This window comes from Shewanella sp. A32, from assembly GCF_029167175.1.
Classification (GTDB): Bacteria; Pseudomonadota; Gammaproteobacteria; order Enterobacterales; family Shewanellaceae; genus Shewanella; species Shewanella yunxiaonensis.
Genome location: NZ_JARFTS010000015.1, coordinates 25,295 through 46,609 on the forward strand (window position 1 = coordinate 25,295; position 21,315 = coordinate 46,609).

Below are 21,315 nucleotides of genomic sequence, written 5' to 3' on the forward strand. Positions count from 1 at the left end.
CCATTATGCGTTGGGAACATTTACCTATCAGTGCAATTACCAAATCGCGTATTAACAGCATAATTAGAGGCTGGGTGTTCCCAAGCCTCATCAAGCGTTAACGAGGTTTGTACTCAAGTACTCGTTTACGGTTTTCTTTAGCCGCTACTCGACCAAAATCTGCACCGATGTAAGTAAACTCTTCTAAATACTCACAAATAAGTTTTGTCGGTTCTTCGATTAATTCGCCATCATCAGTTTTTGAGAATGCTTGTGCACGAAGAAAACACTTACAGTTTCCCACTGAGAACTCAATAACTTGATCATCAATGCGTCCATCTCTGGCGGTATTCTGCTTTTCCAATTGTTTGATGGTAAGTACCAGTTCCAGTATGTACGCGCCAGGATTATATTTATCTAACTCCAGCAGAAAGAATTCGTCGTCTCCTTCAGAAAATAGACACCCACGTTCTCTAACCTGATCTAATGGCATCTCATCCTTGAGATAAGGATGACTATGGATATTGCCTAGACGGTAATATCCCAACTGTTCTGCGATATCTTCTTTTAAATCTTCAGCTTCAGCTTTGTTACCCACTGAACCACTAGCCATCTCCGCAGATGTATCAACAGAAACAAACTGAATTCGGTTACGGTACTCATCGTTCTCTTCGTCAATGTCGATATCGCCATACAGAGATGCATGAAACTCTATGCCACTGCGCTTCTTGTTACCATGCTTAATGACAAAAGCTTCAAAGCCATTAAGTAACATCTGAGCAAGTGCTTCCTTGCTAACCTCAACTAAATGATTCATTTTTCTTCCTTTTAAGAATACAACGCTACCGCGTTTTCCAATTGTTTACTTACGTTTGCCCTCAAGTTTTCGGGCTCTAACACTTCAATATCGGCTGCATGAGACATAATCCACCAACGCAGTTGCCAGCTATCGGAGACGGTAGCTTCAAGTCGATACCAATCATCATCTATCGGAGTTAACTCCATATCTTCTGCTATGGGTTGCTCTGCGATAAAGCTTGCTTGTTGCTTACGCACGCGAGCTTTAAGTTGGATAGAACCAGCTGCGTCATCGCTGGCGAACTGCATACCTCCTGCAGCAAGATACGCTTTTAATGAAAAGTCGGTTATGGGGTTATTCATCCCTAAAAGTTCGGCTGAACTCATGCGATGCATCGCAAATCGACGTATGTCTGAATGTCCTTCAACAGTCGCAATCAGATATAACACTTGGCCGCGCTGGACGAGTGCCAAGGGAGCGAGGTGATATTGCCTAGGTGCAGAATGATTGATTGCCTGGTATCGGATCTCAAGCTGCTGTTGGCGTAACACGGCATTCTGTACCCGCTCCAATACCTTTTCATCGATTAACGGCGGGATATTACTAAGCTCTGGCGCGGCAGAAGCAAATTTTTCGGACCAGTTTGCAAACAACGATGACTGAGACAATGTTTGCTTTGCTAAAGCAAACTGTGGCTGTAAACGCTTGAGCAACTGCACAGGTAGCAATGGCTTAATTGAACTTTCTACCAGTAATAAAGACAGACAGTCTGAAAATGACAAGCCGGGCATCAATGCACCAGAACTTCCTGGCATCCAACGCCAACGCACTTCATGCCCGTTCCTTTCATTCTCGATATGAAATATTTCAGATAGGAACGCCAAATCGCGTTGAATAGTACGCAGCTGTTGGGAAACGTCTTCCGATGTTAAATGATCCAGGATTTCGTCTGTGGTTTTGCCTTCAGCCGACCGGGAAAGAAATTTGAGGATCATCCACTGTCGGTGTACAGATTTCACCGCATTGACTGAACGCATCGAACTCTCCTTGTCCATCATCTACCGTTCACTGTATTTGCATTTTCTAATTTTGGATCTATCAAACCTAAGTCAATAAAACATTGCAAGTATTCTGCTTTAGTGTGTGAACAACCTATCAACTCATCATCAGGATAAAACTCATCAAAATATCTGACTAGGAGTTCTCCCTCTGACAAAGTAAAGGTCGTTTTACTGCAGAGGTATAGGAAGTCCTCAGGGGCTAAACGGCTTAATTGCTCGAATAGGAATCGATTACCGCGTTGCTGCAGGCAAAAATGCAGCAGTTCACGTTGAAAATAATGTTCTGAATAATCAAATGATACTGGAAAGCGCAGCGGCATGATGGCTAGCGAGTGCAATAAGGGACTTTCAGGATAAAATTCTTTTACAACGATTGCGGCAATGAATAGCTCCGCGAGATAACAGTTAAAATTACGATCTTTGCTCCGCCTTAACTTACGACTTCCTCGTAACAAGCTAGCCTCCAATGAGGTCGAAGAAAACCAATCAGTATCCTGCCAACAACGCTGCTCACCACAATATTGCCGGTTAAGCTTTTCGCAACGCTTTTGATATTCATCAAGCACAGATTCTGCTGCTGTAACTAATGATTTTTGAGCTAATCCATTCTTATCGTTAGCAGTGAGTTCAAGTTGCCTTAGCAAAGGTTTATCACTTTCTAAAAAAAGTGTGTATAGCTGACGCAATGCTGGCTGCTTAAATTGAAAATCTGTCGCGTATATTAATAACTGTGCCTTGAGCCATGAGGTGGTACCGTGTAACGACTTAGCCCATGAGATAATAAATAGACGGATCAACAGCATAGGGTCGTAGTACTCACATTCGGGTCCTTGTGATCGCCAAGTACAGATTTCAGTAAAATCATCACACTCTTGCAAAAAGATATCTGGGTCTTTACCGACAAGCTCAATTCCAAGCCACCGACCATCGGCTTCTTTTTTGACATACAAGTACAACTCGTCCCAATACTGATTAACCATAGCCTTTACCTTCAAATTAAGGGGAACGCCATTAAGGCGGTTCCCTAATGATTGAGAGGTAATAATAGAGATATCAACGTCAAATGATGTCGTTAACAGAATTTAGGAACTGAATATTCAAATATTTTTGTGCTAAATAAATCGCCACTACTTAACTGGACAATTTCTAATTTCGTTTCAGGGGGGCACGATAGACAATTAATAGATAAGGTATATTATCCATGCAAAATGGATTTCTGGATTAATTAGATGGAATTTATTAACAGATCAGTTGGCATCTCAGGTAACGAAGGCCTCATCTTCATAAAATTTGGTGAAACACTAAACCATAATCCTGACATTATGGCTGCGCGCCCCATTATCGTAGACCCCGAAACTTATACAGAAGCATTCAATCGTATGGTCAGTGAATTACCCTCACTAATCGACCCAGTGAGCAAGCTGAACGGGCATTTATGTAACCCTCCCGAGTTACTACTGGCTTTGGAACTACAAGGATTCACTATTCATTGGCGTGAAGGTTGGCGTGACGCTGCTGTAGCAGCTTTAGCCAAAGCAAAACATGAGCCGAAATATCCCACTCCTACAAACAAGGATGTTGCTCACACCACCAGCTCTGAGGAATGGGATAATATTGTGTATTAATAAGTTTGAATGTTGATATTCACAACTATTCCAGCTTAGTTATTACTACAAAGCACTCGTATCCTTCAGCTTATATCCGATGTGGTTATTGCTATTGCCCATCATTGAATATATCTGACCATTGAAGAAAACCATGATTGGATAAACTTTTTCATTGCCATAGAAGGTATAAGGCGAATCATTAATAAATCGCAAGATATCCCGACCAAGATGAGTCTGAACCATATCTTCACGCCATCTCAGCGTTGGGTAGCCTTCTTTATTCTCCGTAACCGCCGGTTTATCCCCATCCATGATGGGCTTACTCCCTAGCCACATACAAAATGAGTTATCTCCCTTGGTTTTCCATGCCATTTGTTGTCCTAAAAGCGCATTGATTGGGTCCTTGACATCCACTCGTTCAAAACCATCTTGGTAAAATGTCAGAGTAAAATCTTGCGGTCGATATATGTATTGAGCAGACAATGAACTTGTTGCTTGTGCTTGAAAATAGTAAACACGTCCTTTTGCCTGACCATTGTCGCAACCATAAGTGCAAGTCACCTTCCAACCAATGCGTGTAGCGATAGCATCAACTTTGCTTTGCACTAAGCCCCATAACGCATTAACAGCATCAGTATTAGACGCAAGATGCATTCCTTTATAATCTGCTGGAAACCACGCTCCCGATGAAACATCCTGACTGCCATCAAAGATTGCACCGAGGATAAGGCCAGCACCAGCAACCAATGCACCAGTCTGATAACCTGCCGTAGAACCGACAACACCAGCATTCATATCGGTTGCCATTTGCGCAAGAGTGGACGTTTCTGAGACACCCCACGACTTATATTTCTTTGAACCAGTTATTTCTGTCATTAACGCCGCGCGATTATCATCCTCTAGTAGCGCTTTTCCAATGTAAGAAACAGTTAGTACTTCATCCAACTGAGTAGTTTCATCCATAGCCACTCTATCCGGATGCTGTAACCTGTCATACAGGTATGGGTTTGAATCTTTAGACACACACGCACCCAGCGCTATTGATGATAACGCTACCAACAAGGTTAATTTTGAGCTCATAGTTATTAAACTTTATCGTTGAGGAATTACAGCTTTAACATCAATAAGATATTAATGATTAAACTATTCTGATTAGAGTGCCTTTATAAGCCTTTGCGTGAGCGAGTGGCAACCTCGGAAAATAACAAAATCTTTAATAAAATCAATATCTGTGCGATACATCGTAGATTTTAATAAGAGGAGGACAGAGTGTCCTCCTAAATCTGGCTTAACTGAATTTCGCTTTTTGCCTGATTTCTCAGGCCTTAGGCCCCCAAGCTGCTCTACGTTGATATCCACATAGATAACATGAGCATAAACGCGGCTAGCGGCAAACATTACGATGGGGGTTCAGAGCTTAACCTGGATTTGAGCTACAAATTTGCCGCAGTTCCGGGCGTGATGACACGTTTACAGCTGGGATTGATGAACTACGACCGCAGTGACGTTGAAGATAATGATATGACGTACATGAAGCTCATGGTGAACTACAGCTTCTAATCAGCCTGCAATCTAATAGTTGTGCTCCCGCCTTTCGTATTCAGTGATGATGCGAAGGGCGTTTTTATTTTTATAACAGTACCTTGGCAATCATGTTAAGCGCCAATAACGTCAGCAATATTTTGATGACCGGCTTTATCTGCTCACGTTGCACTTTGTGGCGTAAGCGCGTACCGATAAACGATCCCGCAATGGAGCACAGCGTCATTGTTAGTAACACTGGCAAATAATCCCACAACGCAAATCCCATCACGCCAAACACCGCCAGCTTGGACAGATGGGTAATGGTCATAAACATCGAACTAGTGGCGATCACCTCATTGTGATCATCAATGTGTTTATTGAGAATGCTTAATCCCAGCGGGCCGGTGGCGCCCACCACCAATCCTAAACCTGTTTGCAGAAAGCCCACCAGATAGAAGTTTTCATAACGCAGGATCAACCGTGCAAACCAGGTACTCCAGGTGTTCAGTAACAAATAGATACCAATCGCCAGCGGAATATAATCACTGTGAATATTGAGCAGTAGCCAACCAAATACGGCGATACCGGCGATAGAGCCAATTAAGAATGGCCATAGCAGCTGACGATTAACGTTTTGCAGATCAAACGCCATCCGAGAGGCGTTGCTGGCCAACTGAGTAAAGCCGTGAATGGGGATAATCACCGCCGCGGGCAGAAACAACGGCATCACAGCGATAAGCAACATACCACCGCCGAAGCCAATAATGGCGGTGACAATTGAAGTGACGGCAGCAATTAATCCTAAAGCAAGCTCAATGGGCACAACGAGTCCAGAGTGGAAAAACACGGCTATCCAATAGTATCAACATAATAACGTGACTGCTGAACGAATGATGAAATAAGTGGTGCATAGCATGCCGGAGTTTGTGCTGAGGTGCTGATTTCGAATGCCGAGATTAAGACTCGGCATTTTTATCGTAAATTCGAACGCTTGTTGCCGTGCTGACCTTGGCCAACATCCGCAGGTACAGCAACCAACACCAGACAACTTTAGTAGTTTTGGTCTCTAACCGACGGCCAGTCGTTCCTGTCTTTGCCGTTGCACGCGGCTGACAAACCACATCACAAAACCACCAGCAAACAAAGCAGCCGCCACATACCCCGTGGAGTTGGCCGCATAGCCTTTTGCCAACACCATACTGCCGGCCAAGGGGCCGATGGCATTCGCGCTATTAAAGGCACATTGCAGCAGCGCGCCAATAACCGCATGTCCGCCTTTGGCGACCCGCATCAGCATTGCCTGGATCACGGTAGTTAACCCCAGACTGGCGCCCAGCAGGAACACCACACTATACAAAAACCATACATTGTTTGCCGCTTGCACGTAGACCAGCGCCAGCACCGTACAATAGATCAACCCAATGCCGGTAACTTTTGCAACCACACGATCTCTCACCTGACCAAACAGCCAGTTACCCACGGTGGAACCAACCCCGAAAATCACCATCGCAATCGAGATGTAGTAATCCGGCACCTTGGTGACGTCCAACATCGTATCGGCAAGATAAGTATAGAGACAGAACACGCCACCAAATCCGATCACAGCGATACCGACAATTGGCCACACCAGGGGATTTTTCAGTACCGCGAGATCACTGCGTAATCCTTGGCTATCGGCTTGCAGCGAAGGTAAGGTCCGCCACAGAAGTAAGCAGGTCAATAATGCCAATAACGACACCAGTACCAACGACCAACGCCAACTGAAATGTTGTGCCAGCAACGTTGCCACCGGCACACCGACAATCGTCGCAATGGTCAGCCCGGTAAATACCCGCGACATGTACAAGGTGCTGCGACCTTCGGGGGCCAACTTCGCGCCAAATAACAGTGCGGTACCAAAATATGCGCCATGGGGAATACCACTTAAAAAACGGAATAGCACGATTTGTTCAAATGAGGCAGCCGCTGCACTCAGGCCATTAAAGACAAAGATCATCAATGCAAATAGTACCAAGGCGGTACGTCGGTTCAGCGTTGGTGTCAGCAGCATCAATAACGGCGCGCCTACGACAACCCCTAACGCGTAGGCACTGATAATATGCCCTGACTGTGCCGCAGATACCGCGAAACTATCGGCGACCAGCGGCAGCATTGGCATCACCGAAAACTCTGTTAGCCCCAGCGTAAAAGTGCCCATCGCCAGCGCAATCAGGATTAACACCATCTGTTTTCCTGAAGCTATCTGTGTACTACCTGAAGTCATCTTCACACCCTTACGCTGAAATCAATGGTGCCCAAAGTGGGCGTTTATTGCCAGATTAAGATGCCGACACTATTAGACGTGGCGTCTTAATAAAAGTGCAGCATGTTAGTCGACCTTCACTCTGCATTCCAATCAACTAATACAGGTCAACATGATAACTGCCGAATAAATATTCAGAAATTACACACACGGCGACATAAAGGCTTACCAGTAAAAAGGTTTTGTATTAAACTAAACTCGTTTTGTTATCCAGATCACATGAATAACAGAAAACGTTACATTAAGCACATCTTAATGTAGCGACAAGGAATTCAGCAAATAAATATAATGTATTAATTTAAAAAGGGATTTTTAGGTTTTCACCCTACCCTTTTATCATCCACTCAATTGTGAGGCAATGTGATATGCGTAAGCGCATCATTTATAGCATTTGTGGTGTGGTGGTTGCCGGACTAGTGTTGTTCGGTATCTACGCCTGGCACCCCGAAATTGCACCTATTACGCCACCAGCCAAGGATCAATTCTCAGCAGAAACCATCGCTCATGGAAAGATGCTGGCTGCCGCTGGTTATTGCAGTACTTGTCACACCGCCCCAGGTGGTCAGGAGTACGCTGGTAACTATCAGATGAATACCGACTTCGGGACTATCTATTCCAGCAACATTACACCTGACCCAGAGACTGGCATTGGTGACTGGTCTGAAGCGGCATTCATTCGTGCCATGCGCACTGGTGTCAGCCGCGATGGTCATCATCTGCTACCTGCCTTCCCTTTTGAACATTTCAACAAGATGACTGATGACGATATCAAATCGATCTATGCCTATATCATGTCATCTGTGCCCGCGGTTAAGCAGGAGAAAAAAGCTAACGGCATTCCGTTCCCGCTGAATATCCGCTTCCTGCAAGCCGGCTGGAAAATGCTGTTTGCTGACACCAGCGCCTTTGCGGAACATACCGACAAATCCGCAGAATGGAATCGTGGGGCCTATCTGGCTGAAGGGATTGCCCACTGCGGTGCCTGCCATACTCCGCGTAATTCTTTAGGTGGTGAAAAGTACAGTCATATCTATGAAGGTGCGCCGATTGATGGTTGGATTGCGCCATCACTGACAGCGACTAGCACCTCACCATTACCGTGGCGCCAACAGGATTTTTATGAATATCTGCGTACCGGTAACTCACCATTCCACGGTAGCGCTGCAGGACCAATGGCTCCTGTTGTCCATCACGGTCTGGCCGCATTGTCCGATAGTGACTTAAAAGCATTGAGTGTGTATTTCGGTGATATAGCAGGTAATAACAGCGACGATCCGGCTGCAAATCCGAAACTGCAAGCGGCCATTAAGGCACAACTTCCAATGCCTGATGCCCGTATCAACCAGGGTGCCCGCCTCTACGCTACCGCCTGCGCGTCCTGCCATTTTAGTAGCAACACCTTGAAAAAAGGTCGGCCATTATTGGCGTTGGGCAGTGCGGTGCATCTGGATGAACCAACTAACTTAGTGAACGTGATGCTTGATGGTGTCAGAAGCAACCAAGGTATTCCTGGCGTAGTTATGCCAGCATTCCGCCATGCGCTTAGCGATGATGAAATTGCTGCCATTGCCGAATATCTGCGACATAACGCAGGCGAGCAACCTTGGCCAAATCTACAACAGCAAGTGGGTTTGATCCGTCATCAACCCCGGTTCGAGCAGTAATTCACGGGAGAAGTGAACAAATGGCGAAATTTATTTTAAATGGTAAGCCGGTGGTGGCTGACGTTGATGGCGACACTCCTTTGCTGTGGGTGATCCGTGACGAACTGGACATGACTGGTACCAAATTTGGTTGCGGTATCGGTACTTGTGGTGCCTGTACAGTGCATGTAGGTGGCCGAGCTACCCGTTCCTGTATTACGCCGATATCGGCGGTAGAAGGTGCCAGCATTACCACTATCGAAGGTCTGTCTGAAAAAGGTGATCATCCGTTGCAACAAGCCTGGCAAAAACATCAGGTGCCGCAATGTGGCTATTGCCAATCAGGTCAGATCATGCAGGCGGCTGCGCTGCTGAAAGATATTCCTAATCCGTCAGATGCTGAAATTGACGCGGTAATGGGCGGCAACCTCTGTCGCTGTATGACTTACGTGCGTATTCGTGAAGCGATTCATGAAGCCGCAGACGCGATGAAACAGGGAGCAAAAGATGATCAGGCTGTCTAATAAACGTGAAGCCTCCGGCATGACCCGTCGTGGGTTCCTGGTGGCAATGACGGCGGTTGGTGTTAGCTTTGGTTTCCCGCGCAGCGTGTTTGCTGCAATGGACCCGGCAACTGCCGATGGCAAAGTTCTGCCAGATGAAGGTTCGCTGTACGAACCGTCACTGTGGTATTCCATCGATCAGGCCGGCAAAGTTAAAGTCAACATTATCCGTGCAGAGATGGGCCAGCATGTGGGGACCTCTATCGCCCGCATTCTGGCTGATGAGCTCGAAGTACCTTGGGAAAACGTGGAAATTGTTCACGTTGATAGCGCCAAGAAATGGGGATTGATGGTCACTGGTGGTAGCTGGTCAGTATCACAGAGTTGGCCGGTATACCGTCAGGCAGGGGCAGCCGGCCGTACCGCACTGATTGAAGCAGCGGCTAAGAAATGGGGCGTTTCACCACACGCCTGTGAAGCCCACAATGGTAAAGTCATCTCTGGCAACCGCGAGATCAGCTACGGTGATTTAGTCGCGATGGGACTGACCCGTCAGTTCACCGCTGATGAACTGAAGGCATTGCCGCTGAAACCCAATGATGATTTGAAGCTGGTCGGTAAAGCCGTGACTTCGTTGGATATCGCCAACAAAACCACCGGTAAAGCGATTTTTGGTATCGATGCCAAAGTCGAGGGGATGGTGTATGCCGCACCTTTGCTGCCGCCAACCCGTTATGGTTCCAAAGTCACCCAAATGGATGATAGCGAAGCCAAAACCGTGAAAGGCTACCAGCAGACACTCGTTCTGGACGACCCAAGTGGCACAGTCCCAGGCTGGGTAATGGTGATTGCCGACAGCTTTATGGCTGCACAAAAAGCTGCCGCAAAAGTGAAAGTCAGCTGGGAGGCGGGTGCTGCAGCGAAAGTATCAGAAGCGGATATTATCAATCATGGCCGTGAACTGCTGAAAGACAGCAGTAAAGGCGCCATTCTTGATACCGGTGATACCAATACCGATGCCGTATTTGCCAAAGCTAGCGACACCATTGAACATGAATATCTGACGGCAACTGTACTGCATGCACAGATGGAGCCACTGAATGCCCTGGTGTTCAAAAATCAGGACGGCATTTGGGAAGTTCATTCGGGTTGTCAGTGGCAATCGCTGACCACACCTGTGGTGGCCAAAGCTCTGGGTGTCAGTGAAGATGAAGTGACCATTCGGGCGTATTTGCTCGGCGGTGGTTTCGGTCGCCGTCTGAACGGTGACTACACCGTTCCCGCTGCATTAGCCTCTAAGGCGCTGGGCGGAAAACCGGTCAAGATGCTAATGATGCGACCACAAGATTTGGCGTTCGACAGCCCACGTTCTGCATCCGTACAGCAACTGAAAATGGCCTTTGACGAAAGCAAAGGCGTGATCGCGATGGAACATTCTGCCACTGCGGGCTGGCCAACCGAAGTGATGATCCCGGTATTTATGCCTAAAGGCATCAATGGTCAACCGTTTGACCCGTTCTCTATCGCTGGAGCGGATCACTGGTACACCGTCGGGGCGCAAAAGGTACGTGCCGTTTCCAACGACTTGGCGAACGATTCTTTCCGTCCCGGATGGTTACGTTCAGTTAGCCCAGGTTGGGTAGGTTGGGCGGTAGAAAGCTTTATGGATGAAGCGGCTCACCACGCAGGCAAAGATCCGCTGGAGTTTCGTCTGGGATTGCTGACGGCTGAAGGTCGTAATGCGGGTAGTGGTCCAATCGCTGCCGGTGGCGCCAGTCGTCAGGCTGCCGTATTGAAAAAGGCTGCCGCAATGATTGGCTGGGGTGCCCCGCAACCAGAAGGTACCGGACTGGGCATCGCGTCCACTTTTGGTCAGGAACGTGATATGCCAACCTGGGTAGCGGTTGCCGCACAGGTGCATGTTGATAAAGCTACAGGGCTGGTAGATGTGCAGAAGCTGTACGTTGTGGTAGATGCCGGAATTATTGTTGACCCGAATGGCGCAGAAGCCCAATGCCAGGGCGCTGCACTCTGGGGCTTATCGATGGCACTGTACGAAGGAACTGAACTGGTTAATGGCAAGTTCAAAGATGGTAACTTCGATACATACACACCGCTGCGTATTGGCCAGACTCCGGAAGTCAAAATCGAGTTTATGCCCAGCAAGATGGCCCCCTCTGGTTTAGGTGAGCCGGCAGTAACCCCTGTAGCACCGGCGATTGCCAATGCTATCTATAATGCGGTTGGGGTAAGACTGAGAAAAATCCCGATGACGCCGGATGACGTTAAAACTGCACTTAAGGCATAAGCCTTAGACAATAAAGCCCGATGATTGTGTCGGGCTTTATTTCATCAATCGCTAAGCTAAGCGGCGAGTTGTTATTCTGCTTAGTCGCTGACAGGAACCGATGTATGTCTCAATCTTCCCAGCCCCTCGATGCCAAAGTGCTGCAACAGGCCAGCGCCTGGGCTACTCATGATGCTATCTGGTTATGTACTGTGTTACATACTTGGGGATCATCGCCACGTTCTCCAGGGTCATTGCTGGTGGCGCGGCATGATGGCCAATATTGTGGCTCTTTGTCTGGCGGCTGTGTAGAAGACCATTTCTTGACCCAAATCGCTGCGGGGCGCTGGACCGAACCCAGCCAGGTAGTGCGTTATGGTGACGGAGAGCTAGCGCCAGAAGTGCGCTTGCCCTGTGGTGGTATTCTGGATGTGCTGGTCGAATACTTACCCGCCGGAACACAAACCGTTGACTATCTGCACCAACAACTGCAAGCGGTGCAAGGTTATCAGGCGCTGGTCAAAAAGCTCACGTTGCCCAATGCCTGCCACAGTATTGTCCCCAGTGATTACTCCGGTAACACCGTCATCAGTTGTCAGTATCCTGACATCGATATCCATATGGCGGCGGCCCCCTGCCTGTTGCTGGCAGGCTATTCACCAGTTGCTCATTACTGTGCTGAATTTGGTTATGCGCTGGGATTTGAAGTGTTGTTGTGTGAACCACGCGCTGAGCAGTTACAGAAACTGGAAACAGAACTGCCACAAGGTGCGCGGCTTTTGCCGACGTTTCCTGCCAAGTATCTGGAAGAAAATGGCTGTCATGCCAACACTGCTATCGTGGCGTTAACCCATGATCCGCGCCTGGATGATCTGACCATGATGGAAGCGGTTAATACGCCAGCATTTTATATTGGTGCAATGGGCTCTGCGCGCAACTCGGGAAAACGGCGCGAGCGACTGATCCGCATTGGCGAACTCAGTGACGCCGAACTGGCACGGATCCATGCCCCTATCGGACTGGCGCTCGGCAGTAAGACGCCAGCGGAAATCGCTTTAGCGATTATGGCCGACATTGTGCGGGTGAAGAATCTTGGTCACCTGACACCCGCCCCTGTAGTTCAGGGCACCTTGGACACGCTGGAAAGTATCAGCGAAGACGCTGCCAGCTGCGCCATTTAATTGTTTTACCGATTAAGGACGTGGCAGATCCGCGTCCTTAATCACCCCCGCATGTCCGGGAAGTAACTGCAAGTATTGCGGCAACAGTAATTGTCGTGCGCCCTGATCACCCCGCAGTGCCGATAACCCGGTAAAATAGGCCCGCCCAAATCCCACCGGATGCCCCGGAATATCCCGCCACATCAATCGTGCCTGAGCATTGTCATTCACCAGCGCGGCGGCAACCTTCAGATAATCATCTGCCGAGAGCCACGCCATATCCGCCGGCGCGACCAGCCAACCACGCCAATTCGCTGTAGCCTGCACACCAGCGGCAATGGAATCACCGCTGCCGCCGCTTTCCAATAAGGTCACCGTTGCACCAAATTGTTGGGCGAGATCAACAATCGCCTCAGACTGTGGCCTAGTCACCAGATGCAGTGGCAAACCAGAAGCTGCCGCCTGTGCCAGCGTCAGTGCCAGTAAAGGACGCTGCTGACCTGCCGCATCGGCATAAGGTGCCAGCAGTTTATTGCCCACGCCGCCGGCGGCCTTGAATCGCTGTCCCTTACCCGCAGCCAGCAGCAAAATGCCCAGAGGATCTACCATTTCTGTCCCTCAGTTAATTCCTTGAAGATTAGCGGTATCTTCGCTGGTTGTGGCTGAACTTTAAAGCCTTTGATAGCACGCCAATCAGGTTAATCACGCAATTGCGGCAAAATTTTCCACGTCTGTTGTAAGAAATTCCGCGGTAGCCACGACAGAAGAATGTGACCACCGAGTACAGGCAAAGACTGCCACTCGGTGGCAAGCAACACACGTCTGCGAGTTGTCGGTGTGTACCAGCCCCATTCAACGAGAGGAAAGACCCATGAATCAGTTAAAAGTATCTACTATGGCACTGGCACTGACCGGCTTAACCGCAGCAACTGTTGGCCCCCAGGCGCTGGCGAATCCATTTGCCATGACCCAACTTAGCAGTGGCTATCAGCTCGTCGCGGCTGAAGGTAATTGCGGGGCCAAGAAAACGGAAGAGGCCAGCTGCGGTGCTAATAAAAAGCTGCAAAAAGCCACCAAAGTGCCACAGCAAAAAATGAAACAGGAAGGAAAATGTGGCGAAGGGAAGTGTGGTGCGGAGCAGAAAATGAAACAGGAAGCGACCTGTGGTACCAACAAAAAAATGCCTGAAAAAACCAAACCTGAGAAAGAGGAAAAGCCTGCCGATCCAAAGACAACCGTGTGAACCGGTAGCAGCGGTTAATCGACAATGGCGAGTGGCTTGTCGCTCGCCAATTCACTTTATCGCAGAGGAGCGCAGATGATGCAAATGCCGCAAGGTGCCGGACTTGGTCTGAGACGACAACTGCTGGATGAAGTATTAACCACCTCACCCACTGAAGTGGATTTCTGGGAACTGGCACCGGAAAACTGGTTAGGACTGGGGGGGCGCTACGCCAAGCAACTGGCGCGGGTCAGCGAACGTTACCCGTTAATCTGCCATGGACTGTCGCTGTCGATTGGCGGCCCAGACCCGCTGGATATGGAATTACTGGCATCAATCAAACGCTTTATGCAGCAGCATGAAATCAGCATTTACTCGGAACATCTAAGTTACTGCAGTGCCGATGGTCACCTGTACGATCTGTTGCCGATCCCCTTTACCCCAGCAGCAGTGACTTATGTGGTGACACGGATTCAGCAAGTACAGGATTATCTCCGACAACCGTTGATCCTGGAAAATGCCTCCTATTACCTGGCACCCGGTGCCGAAATGACCGAACTGGAGTTTTTGCTGCAAGTACAACAACGTTCCGGTTGTCAATTACTGCTCGACGTGAATAACACCTATGTTAACGCCTGCAACCACGACTACGATCCATTGGCGTTTATTCAGGCGCTGCCCAGCGCCGCGATCGGCTACCTGCACATGGCCGGTCACTTCCGCGAAGACGATGGCTTGCTGATTGATACACATGGTGCCAGCGTTATTGATCCCGTGTGGCGCCTGTTACAACAGACGTATGCCATTCACGGAGTCAAACCGACATTACTGGAGCGGGATTTTAATATTCCGCCATTAACACAATTACTGACAGAGTTAGCCCAGATAACCACCTATCAGCACGAGGTTGAGGAGGTTCGCGATGCCAGTTAACCGCGACTTTCGTGAACAGCAATACCAGTTTGCCGCACAACTGCGCCAACCAGAGATGCCGGTGGCTGACGGACTCAATCCGCGACGGTTACAGGTTTATCGTGAGCTGGTGGCGAACAATATCAGTGGTTTTATCAACAACACATTCCCACTGAGTCGTAAGTTAATCGGGGAGTTATGGCAGCCGTTACTCATGGAGTTTATTGCGCGACACCATTGTAGCAGTCCGCTGTTTCTGGATATTCCGGCAACCTTTGTCAGTTATATCCAACAGCACTATCCACAGGGACTGACAGACAAACCGTTTCTGCCGGAACTCTTGCACTACGAATGGCTGGAACTGGCAGTCGCCACTTGTGAAGCTGCGCCGCTTCAGCCTTGGCGTGGTGCGCTAACAGCGCCGGTATATTTGAGCGCGGCGGCGATTGCGGTAAATTACACGTTTCCAGTGCAGCTGATCGGTGAGGCATATCAACCGCTACACGCACCGGAAGCCCCCACCAGCTTATTGCTCTATCGTGATGCGAATGATGAGGTCACCTTTATGAGCATCACGCCCCTGCTTTGCCAGGCATTACATATTCTCGGCAGCCATCCGGGGGCCAATACTGAACAGTGGCTGCAGGAAATTGCCGCCCATTATCCTGAGTGGCCTAAGGCCCAATTGCAACGGGGACTACTCGCGTTACTCCCTGAATTGTCAGAGCGAGGCGTCATCGGTCAGCGACCTTGTCCATCAAGGCGATGATGACCGTTGGCGCGCTATTAACAGGAGGTTCAGATGCCAATCTTGCTTCGAGGTTATCGACGCCTGACCACGTTATCACAACGGGTAAGTCAGCTGGATTTCTTGGGACTGCTGCTGTTACGTCTATATCTGGCGCCGATATTTATCCTGGCAGGTTGGGGAAAGCTCGCGGCACTTGAAGATACCGCCTATTATTTTAGTGAATACTTGAATATGCCGGCGCCGATGCTGATGGCAATTCTGGCAGGTTCCGCTGAGTTAATCGGTGGAATATCGCTGTTGCTGGGTATCGGTGTCCGGCTCTTTTCTATGCCGCTGATGATCACTATGGTGGTCGCTGCGGTTACCGCACATTGGGAGAACGGCTGGCATGTATTGCCGGAAACCACGCTTACGGTGCCCTGGGAATGGCGAGAAGATCTGTTGCAACAAGCAGCGGAGCACAAACAACAGGTGATCGCCTTAGTGCAACAGCAAGGAGATTATGCACAACTCACTGAAGCCGGAAGTATCACTATCCTGAAAAATGGTATTGAATTTACCGTCACTTACTTTGTGATGTTGTTAATGCTGTTTTTTTATGGCGCTGGCCGTTATATCAGTATCGATTTCTGGCTCAACCGCGCGCTTAACCCTACTTACCATCGGTCCGACGACCACTCGCATATTGCCGTGAAAGCTCACGTAACACATTGACATGTTTCCCGAAATTACGGCAACCAGCGCAAAACATCAAATGTAACCGTAGCGCTAACCGCTCGCCTAAGGATAGCTCTCGCTCCTGCGCCTCAGACAACAAACGCGCAGCTTCACGACAGTTCAGTATCATAGCGCCTCCTGAAACCACTTAATCTCCAGACATTCCCGCAACCTTAAGCGCGCCCGATACAACATGACGTAGAGGTTGCTAAGGCTGATGTCATGGAGCTGACAGATTTCCTCTGAATCCAACTCAATAAACTCGCGCATCATAAAGAGCCGCGCTTGTGCTTCCGGCAGGTTCTCCAGACAAGCCTCAAAGATCTGCCAGAAATTTTCATCCACGGCTGACTGCTGGGGTGATTGCCAGTGTTGCGGTTGCTCGCCGGCGTTCCAGTGACCGCGACTGTCAAATAACAGCTGTTCCAGCATCGTTTCAGTCTCGTCGAGTTCACTAAAGTCTAACTGTCGCTGCCGTTGTCGCAGCACATCAGCAATCTTGTGTTTGAGAATGCCAAAAACCCAACTTTTCAGCGCCGAGCGATGCCGAAAATCACCGATATTTTTTATCGCGCCAATCAAGGCTTCCTGCACCGCATCTTCCGCCAGATGCTCATCGCGCAGCTGCAAACAGGCAAATTTCAGCATCTGTTGTCTAAGTTGACTCATATATGCATCATCAACAATCGTCTGGAGTTCTGGGGCCACAATATCCTTCCGGTTGTATTACTCGATTAGTCGTTGTTAAGGGTAACTTACTTACAACAGTTCTGCTTAATCACCCAAAAATTTGTTTCAGTTCACAAAATTTCCGCAAGCTGGACAGCAAATGCAATAAGTTGCATCATAATTGATAATAATTATCATTTGTGATTATACAAGCGAGGATGATGATGGCGAGACAAATCCATATCGCAATCAGTGACACCAAATTGGCAGAGCTGATAATGGCTGGGCATCTTTGTGCGGCAGATTTACAGTGTCTGGATCGGGAATCCAAACAAGCGTTATGGCAACTGTGTTTATGGAGTTGTGCTAAACGTAACCAATGCCGCCATTGCCTGAAAAAGTGTGGCATGGCGGCACAGTTACCCGAGGTTGTCACCGCGCTATTCGAAAGCACGGCGAACCGTGACAACCAGTAATTCATCGATAGTAATCACCGGTTACAGCGGCTGACTCACAGTCTACCGAATGGGTCATCAATAGAAGTGCTAGGCAGGGTAAACCACTCTGGGCCTTGCTCACCCATATAAAAGTGATCTTCCAGACGCACGCCAAATTCCCCAGGCACGACTATCATGGGTTCATTAGAAAACACCATGCCAGTTTCCAGCGGGATGGTGTTGCCACGCACCAGGTAAGGCTGCTCATGAATATCCAGCCCCAGACCATGACCAGTCCGATGTGGCAGCCCCGGCAAACAGTAGTCTGGGCCTAAACCATCCTGTTGCAAAGAAGCGCGCGCCGCATCATCTACCGCCCCACAGGGCAGTCCCAGTTTTGCTGCCGCAAATGCGGCGAATTGTGCGTTTTGTTCGGCCTGCCAAATCTGCCGTTGCCGTGCCGTCGCTTCACCGAACACATAACTGCGGGTAATGTCGGAATGATATCCCTGCAAACGACAGCCAGTGTCAATCAGCACCATATCACCGGCTTTAAGGATCTGTGGATCTTTAACGCCATGCGGGAATGAAGTGGCTTTGCCAAACAGCACAATGCAGAAATAGGAACCCGAGGCGCCCACTTTGCGATGAGCAGCTTCAATAAACTGCTCTACCTCGGTGGTGCTGATGCCTTCATGCAAAATACTGGCGGCGGCTTTATGCACTTCCAGTGTCATCGCCATGGCTTGTTTGATTAAAGCAATCTCGGCCGCAGACTTATGCATACGGCAATGGGCAGTCACCACACCGCCATTAATCAGACTAAGGCCACCAGCGACTTTAGCAATACCGTCAGCCATAAAGAAGGCAGTGGACTCATCCAACGCTAACTTGCCGGAAACAATCCCCTGCTTGGCCAGTACTCGCACCAGTAATTCATAAGGACTTTCATGCTCTTCCCAACCGAAGATGTCACCCGCAAATACCTGTCGTTCACGGATAGTATCGATTTCAAACGCGGGAGCCAGATACAGTAAATCGCCCTTTGCGGGCAAAATTGCGCCCATCAGCCGTTCACTGGTGCCCCACTCCAGCGCCGTAAAGTAGCGCAGATTGGTGCCGGCATTAAGGTAAAGCGCGGCAATATCGTGTTGCTGCATATACAATTGCGCTTTGTACATTCGCGCCTGATATTCATCACGGCTGATTGCCACTGCATCTGCGGTCATGTTGCTGAGCGCGGCCAATGCCTGTTCGCGGGTTTTGCCGCCAATGCCATTGTCTGACATGAATTCTCCTTGCCTGTACGCAGGCATTAATAACAAAGGCGGTCACCAGCAGTAACAGACAACCGCCATCAGGGCTGTCATGTTATCTCGGTGACAGCCGGGTTAAATTACCGAGCATTTGGGGTTGAGACCACTAAACAATGCCCATTATGCAGCAGACAGCCAGGCACCAATAGCATCAGTTAGCCACGATTGTCTTCCAGCACGCATTGGAAATCAGCAACACGTCATCACACAGTTTGCAACACTATCACTTGCGCCGTCAGTAGCAATGGGCGGTCAGTTACCGTAATCTTTTGCCAACTATGACAGCCACACAATGAGATGGCTGAAAGTGCCAGCAACGCCAATCTGCCTCGCCAAACCCGGCATCGGCTAACTTGCCAATAACGGTGGCACATCTTGGCTGGTTGATGTCACCCAACAACAAAGATTCTAATTTTGGTTTTCATAGCGTATACGATAGATACATTTTTTATTTAACACCCAAGGAGAAGGAACGTGCCGAAATTTGCCGTGGGCTCCCGTGCGATGTTACTGGCGGCCTGTGCACTGTTGCAGCCGGTATACACCGCCGTGGCCGCTGATGCCAACCAACAATTTGAAAAAATTTATTCCACCGAATGGCAATGGCGCCAAAATCAGAACAGCGTCGATGAAGACAGTGATCTGGATACCGTCCCTTCTTCGCTACCGGATGTCAGCTTCAACACACAACAAGCCCACTTGAAATACTGGCAGCAGGTCGAACAGCAGCTCGCCAAGCTCGATAGCAGCAAACTGTCCGCGGCCAATAAAATCAATCTGGCAGTTTATAAAGAGCAAATTGGCTCGTTAATGTCTGACATTGAAAACAAAGTCTATGAACGACCGCTATCTGGTGACACCTCATTCTGGGGCGATCTCACCTATATGACGGATCAGACCTTTCATAACGAAGCAGATTATCGTCACTATCTGCAGTGGTTAGCTGACATGCCACGCTACTTCCAGCAAAACATTGATAATATGCGCGCCGGTTTACAGCGTGGCTTTACCCTGCCGCAAATTACCTTGCAGGGCCGTGATGCCACCGCAGAATCCGTTGCCACTGCCACACCGGCAGACAACGTGTTTTTCAAACCTTTTACCAAAATGCCCGACACAATACCGGCAGAGGTGCAGACCCAACTGCAGGCCGCAGGCCTCAAAGCCATGAGCGATTATGTGATCCCGGCGCACCAACAAGTGCTGAGCTTTCTGCGTAAGGAATACATCCCAGGAGCGGTAAAATCCTTGGCAGCCTGCGACCTGCCTGATGGCAAAGCCTTTTATAAATCCCAGATTGAGAAATACACCACACTGGATTTAACTGCCGATGAGATCCACCAGATAGGTCTGGATGAAGTCGCCCAGATCCGTGAGCGGATGCATCAGGTCATGCAACAGGTGGGTTTTAAAGGCGACCTGAAAGCCTTTCTGGATTTCCTGCGCACCGACCCGCAATTTTATGTCAAAACTCCGCAAGCGCTGCTGGATCGCGCCGCCTGGATTGCCAAGGAATTTGACGCAGTCGCTGGCGACTGGTTTGGCCGGCTGCCACGCCGTCGCTTTGCAATTGTGCCAGTTCCGGATGACTTAGCCCCCTTCTACACTGGCGGTCGTGGGGGCCCAGGGATCTATCTGGTTAACACTTACAATCTGCCATCGCGGCCGTTGTACTCACTGCCAGCGCTGACGCTGCATGAATCTGCGCCCGGACATGCGTTCCAGATGCCACTGGCGGCTGAGAACAAAGCCCTGCCGGAGTTTCGCCGCAACTATTATATTTCTGCCTATGGTGAAGGCTGGGCACTTTACTGTGAAAAACTGGGTGAAGAGATGGGCATCTACCACACGCCATACGAAATTTTCGGCATGTTGAGCTACCAGATGTGGCGGGCAGCAAGACTGGTCGTGGATACCGGGATCCACGCCAAAGGCTGGACACGCAAGCAGGCCCAAGACTTTATGCTGGATAATACGGCACTGTCAGTACATGAAGTCACTACCGAAGTTGACCGTTATATTGCATGGCCAGGGCAGGCACTGTCTTATTATCTCGGTGAAATGGATATTGAAAAAAATCGCGCCAAAGCAGCAACTGCGCTGGGCAGCAAGTTTGATATCCGCAATTTCCACGATACCGTGCTGCAACTTGGCTCAGTCCCTATGAAAGTGCTAGATGCGCGTATTGATCAGTTCATTAACGATGGCGGCCCATCACCGTATCAGGATGATTAATTAACACGCGTTACCGTGAAGCCAGCTCAGGGCAGGATGCCTAATATCGTAAAGGACATGGATGTCCACAAACCGCCGCCTCGTCTTTTACCTTGTTCAGAGATTCGTGGCAATACAGAAGAGAGCAATGAAGTTATAAGCTTTTGCTGTACAACACATCCTTTTCACAATTGAGCTATGGGAGTGGCAAA

Annotated in this window: 21 protein-coding genes; 12 read left to right on the top strand and 9 right to left on the bottom strand. The window is 49.1% G+C overall.

Going from position 1 to position 21,315, the window contains the following annotated elements:
• Positions 1-97: 97 nt before the first annotated feature.
• The 3 genes from PY479_RS11720 to PY479_RS11730 are packed head-to-tail and all read right to left on the bottom strand — an operon-like array spanning position 98 to position 2,819.
• Positions 98-796, bottom strand: coding sequence for a hypothetical protein (locus PY479_RS11720; RefSeq protein WP_275483871.1), 699 nt, complete (start codon positions 794-796; stop codon positions 98-100).
• Positions 797-807: 11 nt separating this feature from the next.
• Positions 808-1,815: a WYL domain-containing protein gene (locus tag PY479_RS11725; protein WP_275483872.1), complete on the bottom strand. Its 1,008-nt coding sequence runs from the start codon at positions 1,813-1,815 to the stop codon at positions 808-810.
• A gap of 17 nt (positions 1,816-1,832) precedes the next feature.
• Positions 1,833-2,819, bottom strand: coding sequence for a hypothetical protein (locus tag PY479_RS11730; protein ID WP_275483873.1), 987 nt, complete (start codon positions 2,817-2,819; stop codon positions 1,833-1,835).
• A gap of 249 nt (positions 2,820-3,068) precedes the next feature.
• Between PY479_RS11730 and PY479_RS11735 the strand changes: the two genes are divergently transcribed.
• Positions 3,069-3,464: a hypothetical protein gene (locus PY479_RS11735; RefSeq protein WP_275483874.1), complete on the top strand. Its 396-nt coding sequence runs from the start codon at positions 3,069-3,071 to the stop codon at positions 3,462-3,464.
• A gap of 45 nt (positions 3,465-3,509) precedes the next feature.
• On the opposite strand, the gene PY479_RS11740 is transcribed toward PY479_RS11735, so the two are convergent.
• Positions 3,510-4,409, bottom strand: a complete 900-nt coding sequence (locus PY479_RS11740) for a hypothetical protein (RefSeq protein ID WP_275483875.1) — start codon at positions 4,407-4,409, stop codon at positions 3,510-3,512.
• 405 nt (positions 4,410-4,814) lie between these two features.
• Between PY479_RS11740 and PY479_RS11745 the strand changes: the two genes are divergently transcribed.
• On the top strand, positions 4,815-5,006 hold the full coding sequence (locus PY479_RS11745) for a hypothetical protein (protein ID WP_275483876.1): 192 nt from the start codon (positions 4,815-4,817) through the stop codon (positions 5,004-5,006).
• 70 nt (positions 5,007-5,076) lie between these two features.
• Here PY479_RS11745 and PY479_RS11750 read toward each other — a convergent pair whose 3' ends face one another.
• Both PY479_RS11750 and PY479_RS11755 read right to left on the bottom strand, forming a co-directional pair.
• Positions 5,077-5,793 carry a sulfite exporter TauE/SafE family protein gene (locus PY479_RS11750; RefSeq protein ID WP_212595257.1) on the bottom strand — a complete coding sequence of 239 codons (717 nt, stop codon included), beginning with the start codon at positions 5,791-5,793 and terminating at the stop codon, positions 5,077-5,079.
• Positions 5,794-6,036: 243 nt separating this feature from the next.
• On the bottom strand, positions 6,037-7,233 hold the full coding sequence (locus PY479_RS11755) for an MFS transporter (protein ID WP_212595256.1): 1,197 nt from the start codon (positions 7,231-7,233) through the stop codon (positions 6,037-6,039).
• Positions 7,234-7,637: 404 nt separating this feature from the next.
• Here PY479_RS11755 and PY479_RS11760 point away from each other — a divergent pair, with 404 nt between their 5' ends.
• From PY479_RS11760 to PY479_RS11775, 4 genes are all read left to right on the top strand, one after another.
• Positions 7,638-8,936, top strand: coding sequence for a cytochrome c (locus PY479_RS11760; protein WP_275483877.1), 1,299 nt, complete (start codon positions 7,638-7,640; stop codon positions 8,934-8,936).
• Between the two features lie 20 nt (positions 8,937-8,956).
• The gene (locus PY479_RS11765; protein ID WP_212595254.1) at positions 8,957-9,439 is read left to right on the top strand and encodes a (2Fe-2S)-binding protein; all 483 of its coding nucleotides are present in this window, start codon (positions 8,957-8,959) and stop codon (positions 9,437-9,439) included.
• The gene (locus tag PY479_RS11770; RefSeq protein WP_275483878.1) at positions 9,423-11,726 is read left to right on the top strand and encodes a molybdopterin cofactor-binding domain-containing protein; all 2,304 of its coding nucleotides are present in this window, start codon (positions 9,423-9,425) and stop codon (positions 11,724-11,726) included. The genes PY479_RS11765 and PY479_RS11770 overlap by 17 nt, the downstream gene beginning before the upstream one ends.
• A gap of 104 nt (positions 11,727-11,830) precedes the next feature.
• Positions 11,831-12,886, top strand: a complete 1,056-nt coding sequence (locus tag PY479_RS11775) for an XdhC family protein (RefSeq protein WP_275483879.1) — start codon at positions 11,831-11,833, stop codon at positions 12,884-12,886.
• 12 nt (positions 12,887-12,898) lie between these two features.
• Here the strand turns inward: PY479_RS11775 and PY479_RS11780 are convergent, their stop codons facing one another.
• A complete protein-coding gene (locus PY479_RS11780; RefSeq protein ID WP_275483880.1) occupies positions 12,899-13,474 on the bottom strand; it encodes an NTP transferase domain-containing protein in 576 nt (191 codons plus the stop codon).
• Positions 13,475-13,736: 262 nt separating this feature from the next.
• Between PY479_RS11780 and PY479_RS11785 the strand changes: the two genes are divergently transcribed.
• The 4 genes from PY479_RS11785 (at position 13,737) to PY479_RS11800 (ending at position 16,464) form a co-directional block, all read left to right on the top strand.
• On the top strand, positions 13,737-14,108 hold the full coding sequence (locus PY479_RS11785) for a hypothetical protein (protein ID WP_275483881.1): 372 nt from the start codon (positions 13,737-13,739) through the stop codon (positions 14,106-14,108).
• A gap of 75 nt (positions 14,109-14,183) precedes the next feature.
• Positions 14,184-15,020, top strand: a complete 837-nt coding sequence (locus tag PY479_RS11790) for a DUF692 domain-containing protein (protein ID WP_275483882.1) — start codon at positions 14,184-14,186, stop codon at positions 15,018-15,020.
• A complete protein-coding gene (locus PY479_RS11795; RefSeq protein ID WP_275483883.1) occupies positions 15,010-15,768 on the top strand; it encodes a putative DNA-binding domain-containing protein in 759 nt (252 codons plus the stop codon). Before PY479_RS11790 ends, PY479_RS11795 begins: the two co-directional genes overlap by 11 nt.
• Before the next feature lie 33 nt (positions 15,769-15,801).
• Complete coding sequence (locus PY479_RS11800) at positions 15,802-16,464, top strand: DoxX family protein (protein WP_275483884.1); 663 nt, start codon at positions 15,802-15,804, stop codon at positions 16,462-16,464.
• Between the two features lie 129 nt (positions 16,465-16,593).
• Here the strand turns inward: PY479_RS11800 and PY479_RS11805 are convergent, their stop codons facing one another.
• Positions 16,594-17,175, bottom strand: coding sequence for a sigma-70 family RNA polymerase sigma factor (locus tag PY479_RS11805; protein ID WP_212595246.1), 582 nt, complete (start codon positions 17,173-17,175; stop codon positions 16,594-16,596).
• A 185-nt stretch (positions 17,176-17,360) separates the two neighbouring features.
• On the opposite strand from PY479_RS11805, the gene PY479_RS11810 reads away from it, so the two are divergent.
• Positions 17,361-17,612, top strand: a complete 252-nt coding sequence (locus tag PY479_RS11810) for a hypothetical protein (protein WP_275483885.1) — start codon at positions 17,361-17,363, stop codon at positions 17,610-17,612.
• Between the two features lie 35 nt (positions 17,613-17,647).
• Here PY479_RS11810 and PY479_RS11815 read toward each other — a convergent pair whose 3' ends face one another.
• Positions 17,648-18,862, bottom strand: a complete 1,215-nt coding sequence (locus PY479_RS11815) for a Xaa-Pro peptidase family protein (protein ID WP_275483886.1) — start codon at positions 18,860-18,862, stop codon at positions 17,648-17,650.
• Positions 18,863-19,363: 501 nt separating this feature from the next.
• Here PY479_RS11815 and PY479_RS11820 point away from each other — a divergent pair.
• The gene (locus tag PY479_RS11820; protein WP_275483887.1) at positions 19,364-21,124 is read left to right on the top strand and encodes a DUF885 family protein; all 1,761 of its coding nucleotides are present in this window, start codon (positions 19,364-19,366) and stop codon (positions 21,122-21,124) included.
• Positions 21,125-21,315: the final 191 nt, after the last annotated feature.